The sequence below is a fragment of the Acidovorax sp. ACV02 genome (assembly GCF_014851475.1).
Lineage (GTDB): Bacteria > Pseudomonadota > Gammaproteobacteria > Burkholderiales > Burkholderiaceae_C > Acidovorax > Acidovorax delafieldii.
Genome location: NZ_JACUZU010000001.1, coordinates 555,658 through 571,411, shown reverse-complemented (window position 1 = coordinate 571,411; position 15,754 = coordinate 555,658). Strand labels below are relative to the sequence as shown.

15 protein-coding genes are annotated in these 15,754 nt (G+C 62.8%); 6 read left to right on the top strand and 9 right to left on the bottom strand.

Annotated features, from left to right (window positions below; translation table 11 throughout):
• Positions 1-5: 5 nt before the first annotated feature.
• From IB236_RS02645 to pseI, 3 genes are read left to right on the top strand one after another with little or no spacing between them, the layout of a single operon-like run.
• The gene (locus tag IB236_RS02645) at positions 6-1,298 is read left to right on the top strand and encodes an MBL fold metallo-hydrolase (RefSeq protein WP_192418667.1); all 1,293 of its coding nucleotides are present in this window, start codon (positions 6-8) and stop codon (positions 1,296-1,298) included.
• 4 nt (positions 1,299-1,302) lie between these two features.
• A complete protein-coding gene (locus IB236_RS02640; RefSeq protein WP_192418665.1) occupies positions 1,303-2,001 on the top strand; it encodes a class I SAM-dependent methyltransferase in 699 nt (232 codons plus the stop codon).
• Entirely contained in the window at positions 1,998-3,056 is a 1,059-nt protein-coding gene (pseI, locus tag IB236_RS02635; protein WP_192418663.1) for a pseudaminic acid synthase, read from the top strand. Before IB236_RS02640 ends, pseI begins: the two co-directional genes overlap by 4 nt.
• A 14-nt stretch (positions 3,057-3,070) precedes the next feature.
• Here pseI and IB236_RS02630 read toward each other — a convergent pair whose 3' ends face one another.
• The 5 genes from IB236_RS02630 to IB236_RS02610 are packed head-to-tail and all read right to left on the bottom strand — an operon-like array spanning position 3,071 to position 9,003.
• Positions 3,071-4,252, bottom strand: coding sequence for a UDP-N-acetylglucosamine 2-epimerase (locus tag IB236_RS02630; protein ID WP_225580910.1), 1,182 nt, complete (start codon positions 4,250-4,252; stop codon positions 3,071-3,073).
• Positions 4,253-4,293: 41 nt separating this feature from the next.
• A complete protein-coding gene (gene asnB, locus IB236_RS02625) occupies positions 4,294-6,075 on the bottom strand; it encodes an asparagine synthase (glutamine-hydrolyzing) (RefSeq protein ID WP_192418659.1) in 1,782 nt (593 codons plus the stop codon).
• Positions 6,076-6,078: 3 nt separating this feature from the next.
• Positions 6,079-6,621 carry a sugar transferase gene (locus IB236_RS02620; protein WP_143227249.1) on the bottom strand — a complete coding sequence of 181 codons (543 nt, stop codon included), beginning with the start codon at positions 6,619-6,621 and terminating at the stop codon, positions 6,079-6,081.
• A gap of 8 nt (positions 6,622-6,629) precedes the next feature.
• Entirely contained in the window at positions 6,630-7,463 is an 834-nt protein-coding gene (locus IB236_RS02615) for an aldolase/citrate lyase family protein (RefSeq protein ID WP_192418657.1), read from the bottom strand.
• A 13-nt stretch (positions 7,464-7,476) separates the two neighbouring features.
• The gene (locus IB236_RS02610) at positions 7,477-9,003 is read right to left on the bottom strand and encodes a lipid II flippase MurJ (protein WP_192418655.1); all 1,527 of its coding nucleotides are present in this window, start codon (positions 9,001-9,003) and stop codon (positions 7,477-7,479) included.
• Positions 9,004-9,122: 119 nt separating this feature from the next.
• Here IB236_RS02610 and lysS point away from each other — a divergent pair, with 119 nt between their 5' ends.
• The 3 genes from lysS to IB236_RS02595 all read left to right on the top strand — a co-directional run bounded on the left by lysS (position 9,123) and on the right by IB236_RS02595 (position 12,496).
• On the top strand, positions 9,123-10,667 hold the full coding sequence (gene lysS, locus IB236_RS02605; RefSeq protein ID WP_192418653.1) for a lysine--tRNA ligase: 1,545 nt from the start codon (positions 9,123-9,125) through the stop codon (positions 10,665-10,667).
• A 72-nt stretch (positions 10,668-10,739) separates the two neighbouring features.
• Positions 10,740-11,774, top strand: coding sequence for a diguanylate cyclase domain-containing protein (locus IB236_RS02600; protein WP_146871231.1), 1,035 nt, complete (start codon positions 10,740-10,742; stop codon positions 11,772-11,774).
• A 62-nt stretch (positions 11,775-11,836) separates the two neighbouring features.
• Positions 11,837-12,496 carry a mechanosensitive ion channel family protein gene (locus tag IB236_RS02595; protein WP_146871334.1) on the top strand — a complete coding sequence of 220 codons (660 nt, stop codon included), beginning with the start codon at positions 11,837-11,839 and terminating at the stop codon, positions 12,494-12,496.
• 61 nt (positions 12,497-12,557) lie between these two features.
• Here IB236_RS02595 and nagZ read toward each other — a convergent pair whose 3' ends face one another.
• The 4 genes from nagZ to recO all read right to left on the bottom strand — a co-directional run bounded on the left by nagZ (position 12,558) and on the right by recO (position 15,722).
• On the bottom strand, positions 12,558-13,649 hold the full coding sequence (nagZ, locus tag IB236_RS02590; protein ID WP_146871232.1) for a beta-N-acetylhexosaminidase: 1,092 nt from the start codon (positions 13,647-13,649) through the stop codon (positions 12,558-12,560).
• 63 nt (positions 13,650-13,712) lie between these two features.
• Positions 13,713-14,120, bottom strand: a complete 408-nt coding sequence (gene acpS / locus IB236_RS02585; RefSeq protein WP_056747600.1) for a holo-ACP synthase — start codon at positions 14,118-14,120, stop codon at positions 13,713-13,715.
• A gap of 58 nt (positions 14,121-14,178) precedes the next feature.
• On the bottom strand, positions 14,179-14,961 hold the full coding sequence (locus tag IB236_RS02580) for a pyridoxine 5'-phosphate synthase (protein WP_146871233.1): 783 nt from the start codon (positions 14,959-14,961) through the stop codon (positions 14,179-14,181).
• Positions 14,958-15,722, bottom strand: a complete 765-nt coding sequence (gene recO, locus IB236_RS02575; protein ID WP_056061385.1) for a DNA repair protein RecO — start codon at positions 15,720-15,722, stop codon at positions 14,958-14,960. Before recO ends, IB236_RS02580 begins: the two co-directional genes overlap by 4 nt.
• Positions 15,723-15,754: the final 32 nt, after the last annotated feature.

The following is a 15,754-nucleotide window of genomic DNA, read 5'->3' as shown; positions in this document are numbered from 1 at the left end:
AGCGTATGGAACTGTTCAACTTCGGCGGCGCTACGGCCATCCTGGAGCACCGTGGCGTGCGGATGCTTATGGACCCTTGGCTGGATGATGGAATCTTCCACGGCTCTTGGGTGCATTTCCCTCCGCTCAGCGCGCATGTGGAGGACGTAGGCAGGCTCGACTACATCTATATCTCTCACATCCACGAGGACCACTGCTCGCTCGGGACGCTGGAGCGGCTCGACCGCAACGCCGTCGTTCTCGTGATGGGCCGTAAACCAAACTTCGTCGTCGACTTCCTAATCCGCAACAAGCTCGGGTTCCGGGACATTTGCGTCATCCCGCCGCGCTCGCCGATGGAACTGCAGCCAGGTCTCGTCGTGGACATGGTCGAACCAGACCCTTCAGACGCCATGGCGAGCGCCATCGACTCGGCGCTCGTGCTGCGCTGGGACGAGTATGTCATCTTCAACGCCAACGACTGCCAGCCTCACCCAGCGATGATCGAGTACGTGCGCTCAGCCTATGGCCGCCCCGACCTCGCAATGCTCCCCTACTCGGGCGGCTCGGGCTACCCGTCGTGCTACGTCAATCTTTCCGACGAAGAGAAGCGCGCCGAGCGCGACCGCATCCGCTCCATGCGTGGCGAAGCCTTCATCGAAACGGTGAAGGCCCTCGACCCAAAACGCGTCATGCCCTTCGCCGATCAGTACGCCATCGCAGGCTCGCGGGCAGCGCTCAACGAATTCGTCGCGCACCCGACCACGCCCGCAGCCATGCGTGGGCCGATCGAACGGGCCGGCCTGACTGACCGCCTGCTACTCGTCAACTCCGGGCAGCGCTTCGACTTCGAGACGGGCCGCTACCAACCCGAGGCACCCTACCGCAACTACACAGATGAAGAGCGTCAGGCATGGTTAGACAGCGTCACGGCCAACTACCGCTACGATCACGAGAAGTTCGAATTCGGGTCCGGGGTACCACTCGAACGGCTGGTGCGCCAGGCCCGCGCACGACTCTGGGACTACCAGGAGGCCAACAGCATCTACCCGGACTGGACGCTTGTACTCGACTCTCCGGAAATGGCGCAGGTCTTCCTGGTTCCGATGGGAAGCGCCGAGGTAACGTCGGCGTCGCGCGAGCAGACGGTCGAAGGCCACTTTCTGCGCATTGGCGCGCCCCGCACGCTCATGATCATGATGCTGCTTGGGCACGTATCTTGGAACATCGCGGATGCAGCCTTGTTCCTGGACTACGAGCGCGTGCCGAACCACTACGACCCCGTTGTCTACTTCCTCGTCAATCTCCTCCGGGTGTAACCGCATGACTTTAGCCGTACCGCAAACCAGCGCCTTCATCGAGAAGGAGGGCGACGCCTGGTTCGAACGCAACCGGGGCGCCTACGAGGCGCATGAGAACCACTTCGAATGCGAGCTCCTCGTATCGGAGCTCGCGCCCTTCCGGGATGAAATCGACAGCCTTCTGGAGATTGGCTGTGGCGACGGGCATAAGACCGATTGGCTTGCCCGCTTCTTCGACGCGCGCGCCGCGGGGCTCGATCCCTCTGGCAAGGCGATTGACTATGGCCGCGAGCGCTTCGGCGCCTCGGGCCGCGTCGACCTACGCACCGGCACGGCCGACAAGCTACCTTGGGCAGACGCGAGCTTCGACATTGTGTACTTCGGCTTCTGCCTCTACCTAGTGGGCCGCACTGAGCTGCTCGCTGCGGTTGCCGAGGCAGATCGCGTTCTCAAGTATGGCGGCTTCCTCGTCATCCTCGATTTCGATCCGCACCAGCCTCACCGGCGGGAATACCACCACCGGCAGGGCCTCTTCTCCTACAAACAGGACTACCCCGCACTCTTCACGGGGTCGGCGGGTTACCACCTGTTCGCCAAGCGCAGCTTTTCCCACTCGGGCCGGCACTTCACGACCGACCCATCCGAGCGCGTCGCCATGTCTTTCCTCTACAAGGAGAAGGAAGCCTACGCTCCCGCACCTGCCCCCCAGGAAGCCCGATGAGCCAGAAACCTTTCCAGATCGCAGGCCGCAAGATCGGCACCGGCCACGCCCCATTCGTGATCGCAGAAATGTCCGGCAACCACAACCACTCGCTGGATCGCGCGCTTGCTATCGTCGATGCCGCCGCTGCGAGCGGGGCGCACGGTCTGAAGATTCAGACGTACACCGCTGACACGATGACGCTGCCCCTCGCCACCGGCGAGTTTTTCGTTTCGGACCCGGCCAACCTTTGGACCGGCCGCACTCTCTATGACCTCTACCGAGAAGCCCACACGCCCTGGGAATGGCACGAGGCGATCTTTGAACGTTGCCGTAGCCATGGAATAGTTGGCTTCTCAACGCCCTTCGATGCAACCGCAGTCGACTTCCTCGAGGGACTAGGCGTTCCTTGCTACAAAATCTCGTCTTTCGAGAACACAGACCTACCTTTGGTTCGAAAAGTGGCGGCCACCGGCAAGCCGCTGATCATCTCTACAGGTATGGCGACGGCTGCGGAGCTGGACGAAACTATGCAAGCCGCGCGCGAGGCAGGCGCGGAGCACATCGTACTGCTCAAGTGCACAAGTACATACCCTGCCACACCAGACAACACACACGTGCGGACCATCCCGCACATGCGCGATCTCTTCGGCTGCGAAGTGGGCCTCTCGGACCACACGATGGGAGTGGGCGCGGCGGTCGCGGGCGTCGCTCTCGGCGCCACCGTGATCGAGAAACATTTCACGCTGGCACGGGCCGACGGTGGCGTCGACTCCACCTTCTCGCTGGAGCCGCAGGAGTTCCGCGTACTTGTTGACGAGACCGAGCGTGCGTGGCGCAGCCTGGGCAGTGTGCAATACGGCCCTACTGCAGATGAGCTTAAGTCGCTGCGCTACCGCCGGTCGCTTTACGTGGTGGAAGACATGGCCGCTGGCGAGCATTTCACAGAAAGCAACGTTCGCGCGATCCGCCCAGGCCTCGGGTTGGCGCCAAAATACCTCGGCGTGGTGCTGCAGCACAAAGCACGCACTGCCCTCGAGAAGGGCCGTGCCGTCTCTTGGGACATCCTCGCCTGAGGCGCGAGGCAGCGTCAGCGCCCGGCGAGGGCGATGATCTCTTGCGCGATCCTCGGACTGGCCGGCCCAGGCTGTGTTTCCGCAGACTTCACGCTAGGCGTCGAATCAGCGGCTTCATCAAGGCAGGCCTCTAGGGCTTCAAGAGAAGGCACGCCGCGGCTAATCCCCAGTTTCTCGTAACTCATAACGCTATTCGAGCCGGATGACTCCAGTGAGAGCACCGGCACACCCGCGCTAGCCGCCTCGACACCCACAGTGGATCCCGTAACGAGCACGGTGCGCGCGGAGAGGATCTGCGGATGCAGCGGGTCGCGCAGTGGCCGGGAAAGATGCACGCGCTCCTGAGGCGGCTGCGCGGCGAAGTGGTGCGCCTCGTTCGGGTGGTAGCGCACAATGGCCGCGACATCCGGGCGGCGCGCGCACCAGCGACGCAGCACCGCCTCCACCGCCTCGCCAAAGGCAGTGCCGGGAGCGACAGCGCCTCCCTCGCTCGGCAAGCGCTCGATGATCCCCGCCCAAAGGAATATCTTCAGGCCGTCCCAGCCGAGCGAGCGGCGCAGCTCCATGGCTGCTTGGCGCTGCGCCGGATCGAACAAGCTATCGAATGCGGGGTTACCCGTCACTACTATCCGCGAGGCTTCCATGCCGGCAGTGACGAGGTTATCCCGCACCTGAGGCAACATAACAGTCACGCGGTCTGCATGGCGCGCCCGCCTCAGGTACGGATCGCCAGCCATCGCAAAGAGGTCGATCATCGACAGAGTGGGAATGCCCGCGTCCATCGCGGCATCCAGCGCCGCATGCTCGCTGCGCGGCGAGTTGGTCGCTACAACTACGTCGGGGGACAGGCATGCAACGACACGGCGAAAAAAATGTATAGGGTAAAAGCCGTACCGCCCTTCACGCGCGTACAGGACACGCGCACCATCGGCACCGTGCTGCCGGGTCAGATCCCAGTAGTTGACACCCATATAAGCGGCCGTCTCCGCAGGATCCACTGCAGGATGAGTATTGCCCACCGTGAGCCGCTCCCCCCATTCCTTGGCAAATGGTTCATCTGCCAAGTGCATAAGATCACAGAAGGCTAGTGACCTCTCTCCCGCTGCCGCCGCGGCCGACTTAGCCGTGGTCAGTGCAATCAGGTCCACATGCACGTTCGGCCGGATGGCGCGCAGGGCCCGGACGACGGGAAGCATCATCGCGATGTGCCCCCCTCCATACGTAACACATAGGACCCTCACGCCTGCTCGCTCCAAATCGAAAGCGCCGCCAGCGCGCGAAGCTCGCGCGTGAAGTTGGATGAACCATCGCGGTGCTGGTCCAGCATCGCCGTCACTACTGACGCTTGAAACAATTCACACATAGACTCACTGCGAATCAGCCTGTCGCGTAGCCAGCCGTACAGTTCGCTCTTAAACCACTCCCCCACCGGCACGGTAAACATCTGCTTCTTGCGATAAGCCAAATCTTTGCCAATCAGCGGTGCCACAGCCTGTTTGAACCAGTGCTTCTTGTCGCCGCTGACCGAGAGCTTGCTCGCTCCACGCGAGCGGAAGGCGAATTCCATCACACGCCAGTCGAGAAAGGGCGTGCGCGCCTCAATACTCACAGCCATCCCCATGCGGTCGGGCTTGACGAGGTTGTTGCCGCTCAGCAGCAGTTGCATGTCCATGTACAGCGCCTGGTTGATGCGGTCGAAGTGCTGCGCCTCGGCAAACCAGGGCTGGGCCGCAGCGGTGAAGCTGTCGATGCCGGCCAGCTGCGCGCGCACTTCGGGCCGGTATAGCGCAGCCTTGGCCTTGGTGCTGAAGAGCGAAATGTTGTCGAAATACCCGCGCTCGAACGCGGCCTGTGGCAAGACAAATGCATCGGACTGTGCGAAGAACTGGGCGTATTTGTCGTAGCCGGCAAACAGCTCGTCGCCGCCATCGCCGGTCAGCACCACCTTGACCTGCTTTGCTGCCAGCTCGCTCACGCGCAGGGTGGGCATGAAGGACGCATCGCCGTGCGGCTGATCCAGATGGCGCAGCACACGGGGCCACTGGGCCAACATATTCAGTTCGGCAACCTCCATCGTATGGTCACAACCAAAACGCTGAGCGGCCTGCAGAGCGAAGGCGGACTCATCGTAGCGCGGGTCTTCAAAGCCAATGCAGAAGGTCTTGACTGGCTCTCTCACATGCCGCGCCATCAGGCCGACGATGGTGCTCGAATCGACCCCGCCCGAAAGGAAAGCGCCAAAGGGTACGTCGGCACGCAAGCGGATGCGGGTGGCATCGTCGAGCAAAGCAATGAACTCATCGGACCAATCGCCAAACTCAAAGTCTTGCTCACGCTGGTCTGCCAGGCTCCACCAGCGCTGCGTCTGCACATGGCGGCCCCGTGTGTATTTATGCCAGGTGCCAGGCATGACATGGCACACGCCTTCGTAGGCCGTCCACGGCGCAGGGACATAGTTGAACGTCAGGTAATGATGGATTGCTTCCAGGCACATACCAGGCTTGCGCCGAACGGCCGGCCACAGGGCCTTGGGCTCAGAGCCAAACAGCATACGTTGGCCGTCGTCGTACACAAACAGGGGCTTGACGCCGATGCGGTCGCGCGCCAGATACAACGCGTCTTCGCGCGCATCGTCGATGGCAATAGCGAACATACCGTTCAGGCGACTCAGGCAGGAGATGCCCTCGCGCTCGTACAGGCGCAGGATGACTTCGGTGTCCGACTGCGTGCGCAGACGCACGCCCTGCGAGCGCAGCTCGGCGGCCAACTCCAAGTGATTGAAGATTTCGCCGTTTTGCACCACGGCAACCAAGCCGTCGTCGCTGACAAAGGGCTGGTGACCGCCGCCTAGATCGATGATGGACAGGCGCCGGTTGCCGATAGCTACACCCCGCTGGGGCTGGTGGTGGATGCCTTCGTCGTCCGGTCCGCGGTGCACCAGCGCTTGCGCCATACCGCGCAGGACTTTATCGTCCAACGACTGTTGTATGCGATCCCAGTAGCCAAAGATACCGCACATGGTTCAGTTCGCGCCCTGGCCGCCCAGGCGCTTGAATGTCCACCAGCAGATCTTCAGGTCGAGCCAGAGCGAAGCTTCGCGTGTGTAGCACAGGTCGGCTTCGAGCCGCTGCACCTCTGTCGAATCGGACCGGTACAGGGCCTGAGCCAGCCCTGTGATACCGGGTCGCACGCTGCAACGCTGCGCCCAGTCAGCGTCGGTGTATAGGCTGCGCTGAGCGGGCACGTCGGGACGCGGGCCGACTAAGCTCATCTCACCCGTAAGCACATTAATTAGCTGAGGCAGTTCATCGATGCTGGTGCGGCGTATGAAGCGGCCAACGCGGGTGATGCGCGGATCATTTTCAGCGGTGAAATATGGACCCATCTGAGCCGCATTCTTCACCATGCTGCGAAATTTGTACATGCCGAACTCTTGGCCATTCAGACCCAGGCGGGTCTGCCGGAAAAGAACCGGAAAACCCGTTTCTAAAGCAATCGCCAGCGCAGCCACCAACAGCAGCGGGCTCAGGACCAGCAGCGCCACCAAGGAAAGCACGATATCCACGCCGCGCTTCAATCCACTGCCTCTACAGTCCGCACGGACATGGACGTTGCAATAGAACGTATCACACTGCTGATACGTAGCCTGTCTGCAACGACCTGCTCTGGCGTACGCGTTGACAAGGTCTGCTCAGACTGCCGCAGGGCTTCAACCTCGGCCTCAAAGGTGTGCACGGCAGCCCCCGATTCGTCTGGTCGATGAAAAGTGCGCGACAAAATCACGCCTCGTGAGCCTAAGCGAACATGCTCAGCCAACACATCACGGCCCGGAAGCAGCCCTTCGTCCAATCGTGCGATGCCGCCAAAACCAAAGCGCAATCCATACGCATGAGCCTTGAGTGCCACGCCGTCCAGCAGCCCCTGCGCCAGGGGCTCGAACATGAATCTGCAGCCCAGCGACAGATGCAAGTCGTTCAGCCCCACGAACACTTCACACAGCCCCGGGGTATCCGCCCAAGCATCCAGTGAATGCAGTGCACCCGCCGTCTCCAGCAACGCCACGATAGGAGCCCGCCCTGCCACGATACGGCTGAAGGCACGCAACTCGTCGGGGGTCTGGAACATGGGCAACATCACCGAGTCGGCACCTTGCGCCAGCACTGTGTCCAACTCCATGGCCGTGCCTTCGTGCAACGGGTTCACCCGCACCATCAACTGGGACCGCCGCAACTGAGCCTTGATACGACCTACATCCTCGGGTTGGTGCGTGCTGATGAACGTGTTACGTCCTGCCTGGCGCGCGGCCTTGCCATTCCTTTCCAGATCGACAAACAAGCGCATACCGGGCAGCGCATCGCAACGGCGCGCCAGATCTGGGTCATTGGTGATCTGTAGAAAATCCATCATGGTTGGGATCGGATTATGACCGCAGGGCTTGGCGCAATCCGGGGCCAACGAACCAACCAGACGCTATAACAAAGAGAGCAGCTACCACAGATAGAAGAAACGCTTGAACCTGTTTTGATCCAGAAATCGAAGAAGGCGTTGCTCCTGCAAGGCCAAGCCATTGCGTCGCGGCCACCCAGGCCACCAGCATGAAAAAGGGCGACAGTAAGGCCCTCACCGGAACCCAGCGCCGCATGGCAGGCACGCCCAGCGCACCCCAAGCCACCACCGCAGCACCAAGGAACCCCGCGTTCAGAGCCCACATCAACTGGTGCCCCGCCGTGTAACCCATGACTCCAGCAACGAGCACTATCGCCAGGGCGAGCGCATAGGCCAGCACTGCAAAACGCATGCGCCCTACGGTGGCCAAAATTGTCAAAGCTACTGCCAAAAGTGCTTGCGGCAACAAGCCCCAGGCACCCACACTACCCCAGGCTGCAATCTGCACCAAAGCTGAGGCTTGCATGCGCCCCCAGCCGAAGAGCACACTGGAGATAGCGGGAGCCCCCACCAACAACGCTGCTGCTGCTGCGCAGGCCAATGTCCAGGCCAATATCAAGGCGCCGCGTACGGCAGATGCCATCGCTTCCTCGTTTGAATTTTCAGAGTCGGTTTGCCTACCGTGGGCGTGGGCGATGGCGGGGAAAGCCAGCGACGCCACCAATTGGATCGCCAGAACCAACGGCAACTCCACCAGTTTCCATGCATAGTTGAAGGTAGCAAGAGCCCCCTCACCCGCGCCAGACGCGAAGGTACGCGCCACGAAGGGCAAGGTCAGTGGCAGACCGGCCCCCAAAACCGCCCATATCCAGATGCGCCAGCCGGGCAAAGGGCCAGGCGCGATGGAAGAAGAGGGCGGGGAGTTGCCATGGCGGTACAGCGGTCGCATGCGCCAGCCCTGCCACAGCAGCCTCATGAAGACCGCTACCAACAGAAAGACACCCAACGTTGGCACCGCCCCTTCGCCCGTCGCAGATCCACGCGTGCTCCAAAAGACCAGGGCTGTGATCAACACACCATTGACCACCAGGTTCGCGCTATACATGCCCAGGAAGTCCCTCTCATGCTGCAGCCGCGTTGCCCACAGACCCGCCAGCATGGCGGCTGGCAAGGCAAGAGCGCTCCAGACAACCGCTTGACCGACTGAGCCCTCAAGGGAAAGAGATACTCCCGGCACCAGCAGAGACCCCAATGAAGCATGGGTCGCCATCATCACACTTGCAAGCAGGATGCTTCCCCACAGCAGATACCTGGCCACCCGATGTTGTGTGGCATTCTGCTGCGCGGCTGACTCTCTCGCCCAATGCGGCAGCAGAACATAGGCCAACGCACCGCTGACGAATACGCCCGCAAGCCAATCCGGCAGGGTCAACATGACGATGGCCACATCTGCCATGCCTGAGCTGCCAAAAGCAGCGGCCAATGCTGTTTCACGTAACACCCCCAATACGCGACTGACCAGCAGCAACAGCAGTGAGAGGAGGCCCGCTTTAAGAAACATGCGGCAAATTATCCGGGCTCAGACGGGTACAAGCACCCCACGGCACGTGCAAAAAACTAAAATAACAGGTTTTGGTTCGAATAACGCCTCTGAACGCCTCCATTTGCGGGCGGCTCTCCATGTCTGACACCACCACCACCCTCCCCCCCCAGGACGACAACCAGCTCATCGCCGAGCGCCGCGAAAAGCTCCGCGCTCTGCGCGAAGCCCAGGCCAACGGCGGTAGCGTTGCGTTCCCCAACAACTTCAAGCCCGGCCACAAGGCTGCCCAGTTGCACCTGGAACACAGCGCTGCCACGAACGAGTCTCTGGAAGCCACGCCGGTGAATGTGTCTGTAGCTGGCCGCATGATGCTCAAGCGGGTGATGGGCAAGGCCAGCTTCGCCACGATCCAGGATGGCTCGCTGGGCGAAGTGGGTGGGCGTATCCAGCTCTACGTGACCCGTGACGCTGTGGGCGAAGAGCTGTATGCGGCCTTCAAGCACTGGGATCTGGGCGACATCGTGGGTGCCGAAGGCTTGCTGATGAAGACCAAGACCGGCGAGCTGTCGGTCAAGGTGAACAGCCTGCGCCTGCTGACCAAGAGCCTGCGCCCGCTGCCCGACAAGTTCCACGGCATGGCCGACCAGGAGCAGAAGTACCGCCAGCGCTATGTGGACCTGATCACCGATGAGCAGGCCCGCAAGCGCTTCGTGGCCCGCAGCAAGGCCGTGAGCGGCCTGCGCGAGTTCATGGTGAGCCACGGCTTCCTCGAAGTCGAAACGCCCATGCTGCACCCCATCCCGGGCGGTGCCAATGCCAAGCCGTTTGTGACGCACCACAATGCTTTGGAGCAGGAGATGTACCTGCGCATCGCGCCCGAGCTGTACCTGAAGCGCCTGATCGTGGGCGGCTTCGAGCGCGTGTTCGAGATCAACCGCAGCTACCGCAACGAAGGTATCTCGGTGCGCCACAACCCCGAGTTCACCATGATGGAGTTCTACGCGGCGTACTGGAACTACCTGGACCTGATGGACTTCACCGAGACGCTGATCCGTGAAGTGGCGCTCAAGGCCACGGGCTCGCTGCAGATGCCCTACCAGGGCCGCGCGGTGGACCTGACCCAGCCGTTTGCCCGCCTGACCATCCGTGAAGCCATCTTCCAGTACACCGAGGCCGGTGCCCATGTGGACGATGCCGCCTGGCTCATCAGCGCATTGAAGAAGCTGGGCATGACCGAAGAGAAGGACAAGCTCTCGACCCGCACGCTGGCCAGCCTGCAGGTGTTGTACTTTGAAGAAACGGTGGAAGACAAGCTGTGGCAGCCCACCTTCATCATGGAACATCCCACCGAAATTTCGCCCCTGGCGCGTGCCAACGACACCCGCCCCGAGGTGACCGAGCGCTTTGAGCTGTACATCACCGGCCGCGAGTTCGGCAACGGCTTCAGCGAGCTAAACGACGCCGAAGACCAGGCCGCACGCTTCCATGCCCAGGTGGCCGCCAAAGACAGTGGCGACGACGAAGCCATGTTCTACGATCACGACTTCGTGCGCGCATTGGAGTACGGCATGCCACCCACGGGGGGTTGCGGCATTGGTATTGACCGCCTCATGATGCTGCTGACTGACAGCCCCAGCATTCGCGACGTGATTCTGTTCCCTGCGCTGCGCCGCGAGTCCTGAGGCCTGATTTGCGTCGGAGGGCGGTCTGCGACTGCCCCCTCTACCGGTCACCAGGCACCAAGGAGACATACCGTGCCCTTCAGCTCCAGCAACGCGCCCTACCCTGCCAACGAGCCCCCGCCTTCGGGCAATGCTTTTTCGGTACTGGTGGTCGAAGACCAGGGGTCCGTGCGCGCGGCGCTGGTGGCCGAACTGCGGCGGGCGGGGGTGTCAGACATCTTCGAGGCACCCGAGGGCCCGGCTGCGCTGCATCTGTTCAAGACCCACCGGCCCGATCTGGTGCTGCTGGACATCAAGCTGCCGGGCCAGGATGGCTACTGGGTGGCGCAGCAGATGCGTGAGAGCGAGGCGGGGGACTGGACGCCCATCATCTTCCTGTCGGGCCTGGACAACGAACTGGATGTGTGGCGCGGCATTGAGGTGGGGGGCGACGACTACCTGGTCAAACCCGTCAAGCCCATCGTGCTGATGGCCAAGCTGCGCGCCATGCGGCGGTTGCTGGACATGCGCCGACGGCTGGTGTCGATGTCGGCCGAGTTGCATGTCGCCAACCAGCGGCTCAACGAGATGGTGGAAATCGATGCGCTCACGGGCCTCGTCAACCGCCGCGGGTTTGACCGCATCCTGCACAACGAGATCCTGGCCGCGCGACGCGACGGCACGCCGCTCACGCTGATGCTGTGCGATCTGGACCACTTCAAGCTTTTCAACGACGCCAGCGGCCACGTGCAAGGAGACGCCTGCCTGAAAGAGGTGGGCCGCCTGTTGCGCGAGGTCTGTGTGCGCCCCCGGGACGTGGCCTCGCGCTACGGGGGGGAAGAGTTCGCACTCATCCTGCCCAACACGCCCCGCTCCGGCGCCATGACCTTTGCACGCGCCCTGGGGCAGCTGCTCAAGGTGCGTGCCATTGCACACGCAGACTCCCCACTGGGCGACACACTGACCCTGTCGGGTGGCATCACCACCTGCGTGCCCGACGACAGCACCAACGCCGAGAGCATGATCATGCGGGCCGACCAGGCGCTCTATGCCGCCAAGGCCCAGGGCCGCAACCGCTTCTTCAGTTTTGAAATGCAAATGGACACCGTGGAGCAATTGCGCAATTGAGTTTCTTCCACTTCTTCTCGTTCGACGCGACCGAACGCAACGCCCGTACCGCCGTCTCCCGCATGCAAGTTCTGAAAACCCGACTGCCCGAGTGGATGCAGGACTGGCTTGAGGTCATCATCCCTGGATCGCAGATCCTGCTGATTCTGTTTGTCGCCTGGCTGTTGCAGCGCACACTGAGGCGCCTGGTGCGCCGTGCCAGCGCCCACTACCAGTTGCCCAATGAACTGCTGGTGCCCATCAACGGCCTGATCCGCTGGCTCATCATTGCCAGCGCCGTGCTGCTGGTGCTGGAGCGCATGGGGGTGTCCGCCACGGTGCTCTGGACCGCCTTCACCGGTTTTGCCACTGTGGGTGCCGTCGCGTTCTTCGCAGCCTGGAGCGTGCTGTCCAACCTGTTTTGTGCGCTGCTGATCTTCACCGTGCGGCCCTTCAAGATCGGCGACTACATCGAGGTGCTGGACACCGCAGAGAAGCCTGGCGCCAAGGGGCGCGTGGTGGACATCAACCTGCTTTACACCACGCTGGAAGACCACGGGGCAGCCACCGGTCACACGGCCTGGCTGCAGATTCCGAATGCGCTGGTGTTCCAGCGCGTGGTGCGCAGGTTTCAGGGGGTACCGCCGCCCCCTGCCCCGCCTGCGACCACTGCGGATGCGATAGCCAATGCCTCACCGGCCGCACCGACACCTGTGACGCCAGGGCCCTTCAACACGCCCTAGCGGGTAACACACTCGGCACCGCAAGGGGTGGCGCCGTACCGGACACACCACCACGCGCAGGTCAAGGCAACAGGTCCAGCGCCTGCAGGTAGGCAGGCTGGTACATCAGTTCATCCCAGGCTTGCGGCAGGGTTTCGGGCAGCAGCGCCAGGCGGCGGGATTCGCTGTCCACACTGGGTTGCCAGCGCCCCTGGTTGCGGGCGTTGTCGAGGCCCGTGATGAGTTCGTCCACCGCCTTGCCATCGCCCACGCTCTGGTTGCACAGCAGCACCAGGTCGCAACCCGCTTCCAACGCCGCCACGGCGGCATCGGTGTAGCTGACCACCTGGCCGTCCAGGCGGCGGGCACCTTCCATGCTGAGGTCGTCGCTGAAGATCGCGCCATCAAAACGCATCTCTCGGCGCAGGATGTCTTGCAGCCAGCGCTGCGAGAAACCGGCGGGGCGGTTGTCCACCTTGGGGTAGATCACATGGGCCGGCATCACACTGGTGAGCGTGCTGCTGAGCCAGGGGTAAGGCGCCGCATCGTCGGCCAGGATGGCCTTGAGGCTGCGCTTGTCTACAGGTACCTCGGTGTGCGAGTCCGCCTTGACAAAGCCGTGGCCAGGGAAGTGCTTGCCGCAGTTGGCCATGCCCGCCTGCAGCAGGCCGTGCATGAGGCTCTTGGCCAGCAGCGCCACCACACGGGGGTCGCGGTGGAAGGACCGGTCTCCGATCACTCCGCTTTCGCCCCAATCCAGGTCGAGCACGGGCGTGAAGCTGAAGTCCACACCGCAGGCGCGCAATTCGGTACCCAGCACATAACCCGCCGCCGTGGCCGCATTGGTGGCGCGCAGGGCGCCGCTGCCGGGCACAGCCTTGGCGCCCTTGCCGTCATCCATCCACATCTCCCCCAGCGCACGCATGGGCGGCAGGTGGGTGAAACCATCGGTGCGAAAACGCTGCACGCGGCCGCCTTCGTGGTCCACACAGATCAACAGGTCGTCGCGCACGGCCTTGATGCTGCTGGTGAGCTGCAGCAGCTGTGCGCGGTTTTCCCAGTTGCGGGCAAACAGGATGACACCACCCGTGAGTGGGTGCGCCAGGCGGCGGCGGTCATCGGCATTGAGGGTGGTGCCAGCGACGTCGAGGATCAGGGGTGCGTGTTCAGTCATGGGACGTTTCAAGGGTCAATTGCTACTCAATTGATAGCTATCAGCACATATGAATCATGCGCTTCAAGGTAATTTGGTTTGGATTTTTTCTACCACACAGAAGCTGGCGGCGTAGTCGGTTTCGTCGGTCACGCTCAGGTGCGCCTGCAAGCCTTGGGCCTCAAACCATTCCTTGAGCGCGCCGTGTAGCACGATGACAGGCTGGCCGCTGCGTAGCTTGGCGACCTCGCAATGGCGCCAGGTCATCGGCATGCGCATGCCCAGACCGATCGCCTTGCTGAAAGCCTCCTTGGCCGAGAACCGGGTGGCAAGGTAGCGCAAACCCCGGTCGGGCCAGCGCGCGCTGCGTTCACGCCAGGTGGCCAGTTCGCCCTCGGCCAGCACCTTTTCAGCAAAGCGATCGCCGTGGCGCGCCAGGCTGGCCGCGATGCGGCGCACGTCGCAGATGTCGGTGCCGATGCCGTAGATCATGAAATTTCAATCAAAATGGCTAGAAGCGCTAGTGAAACATGCTTCTGCAGCTATCAAATCAGGAGTTCCCAGCGCCCAAAAAGCCCTGGGCAATGCAGTCCAGGTACGCCTGCACGGTTGCGGCGTAGCCCAGCTCCAGCGCATCAGCAATCAGCGCATGGCCAATCGAGACCTCCAGAACGCCCGGCACTTCGCGCACAAAAGCCGCAAGGTTGTCCCGGTTGAGGTCATGGCCAGCGTTGACGCCCAATCCGACGTCCAGCGCGGCCTGGGCGGCTGCGGCATAGCGTTTGAGCTCGGCCGCCTGCTGCGCCGAGCCCCAGGCGGCGGCATAGGGCTCGGTGTACAGCTCCACCCGGTCGGCTCCCACGGCCTTGGCCGCTGCCATTTGCTCGGGGACCGGGTCCATGAAGAGGCTCACGCGCACACCCAGTGCCTTGCATTCAGCCACCAGCGGCGCCAGGCGCTCGGCATCTTGCGGAAAGCTCCAGCCGTGGTCGCTGGTGAACTGGTCCTCGCTGTCGGGCACAAAAGTCGCCTGCTGGGGGCGCACCTGGCGAATGAAGTCCATCAGGTTCTGCGACGGGTTGCCCTCGATGTTGTATTCGCGGTCGGGCCATGCCTTCATCAGGGTTGCCAGCTCATGCACGTCCTGGCTGCGGATGTGGCGTTCGTCGGGCCGGGGGTGCACCGTGATGCCCTGCGCACCCGCTTGCAGGCACAACTCGGCCGCGCGGGTGACGCTGGGAATGCCCAGGTGTCGCGTGTTGCGCACCAAGGCCACCTTGTTGACATTGACGGACAAGGCGGTGCGCAGGGGAGAGTGAGAGGATGGATTCATAGGGCCTGCAAATCAATCATGAGCTGGCGGGTGCGCAGCGTCGGGCTGCCGCAATGGTATTGCAGCAGGGCACGCAGCTGCGGCTTGAGTTCAGTCGCCACGGGGGCACATGCGCGCAAGGTGGCGGTGTAGCTGGCCACGTCATCCAGGCCATGCTGCAGGGCCCGCCACTGGCTGCCCAGCAGGCCTGCGCGGTCCGCTGCCGACGCGGCACGCAAGCCGCCTTCGGGCACCAGGGTGTAGCGGGTGCCCGGCTCCAGGGGGGCGAAGGTCATGGTCTGCACGTCCAGTCCCGGCAAGAGGCCGATCTCGCGCAGGAGCAGCAGCTCAAAACTGCGCAGCACCGCCTCGAGCGCATCGCCATGCTCACTGGCCAGCACGCGCACCACTCCTGCATAGGCATCAAACAATGCCGGGTGCGGGTCTGCCCTCGCCAGCAGGCGCAGCAGCAGTTCATTGAGGTACATGCCCGACAGCAAGGCATCTCCCGTGGGCATCACATGCCCCCCCACCCATTCGGCGCCCTTGAGCGTGTGGATGTCCGCATGGCCATCGCCCGTGAGCGTGTAGGTCACCAGCAAGGGCTGCAGCGGCAGCAGCACCGGGCGGAAGTTGGAGCTGGGCTTCTTGGCCCCTTTGGCCACGAGTGCGGTCCGCCCTTGCTGGCGGCAGAAGACTTCCAGGATCAGGCTGGATTCGCTCCAGTCGTAGCTGTGCAGCACGAACGCAGGTTCATCAGAAATGCGCTTGGCTACGGCCACGGTGCTGCGGGGATGAATGGTACGGAGGGATC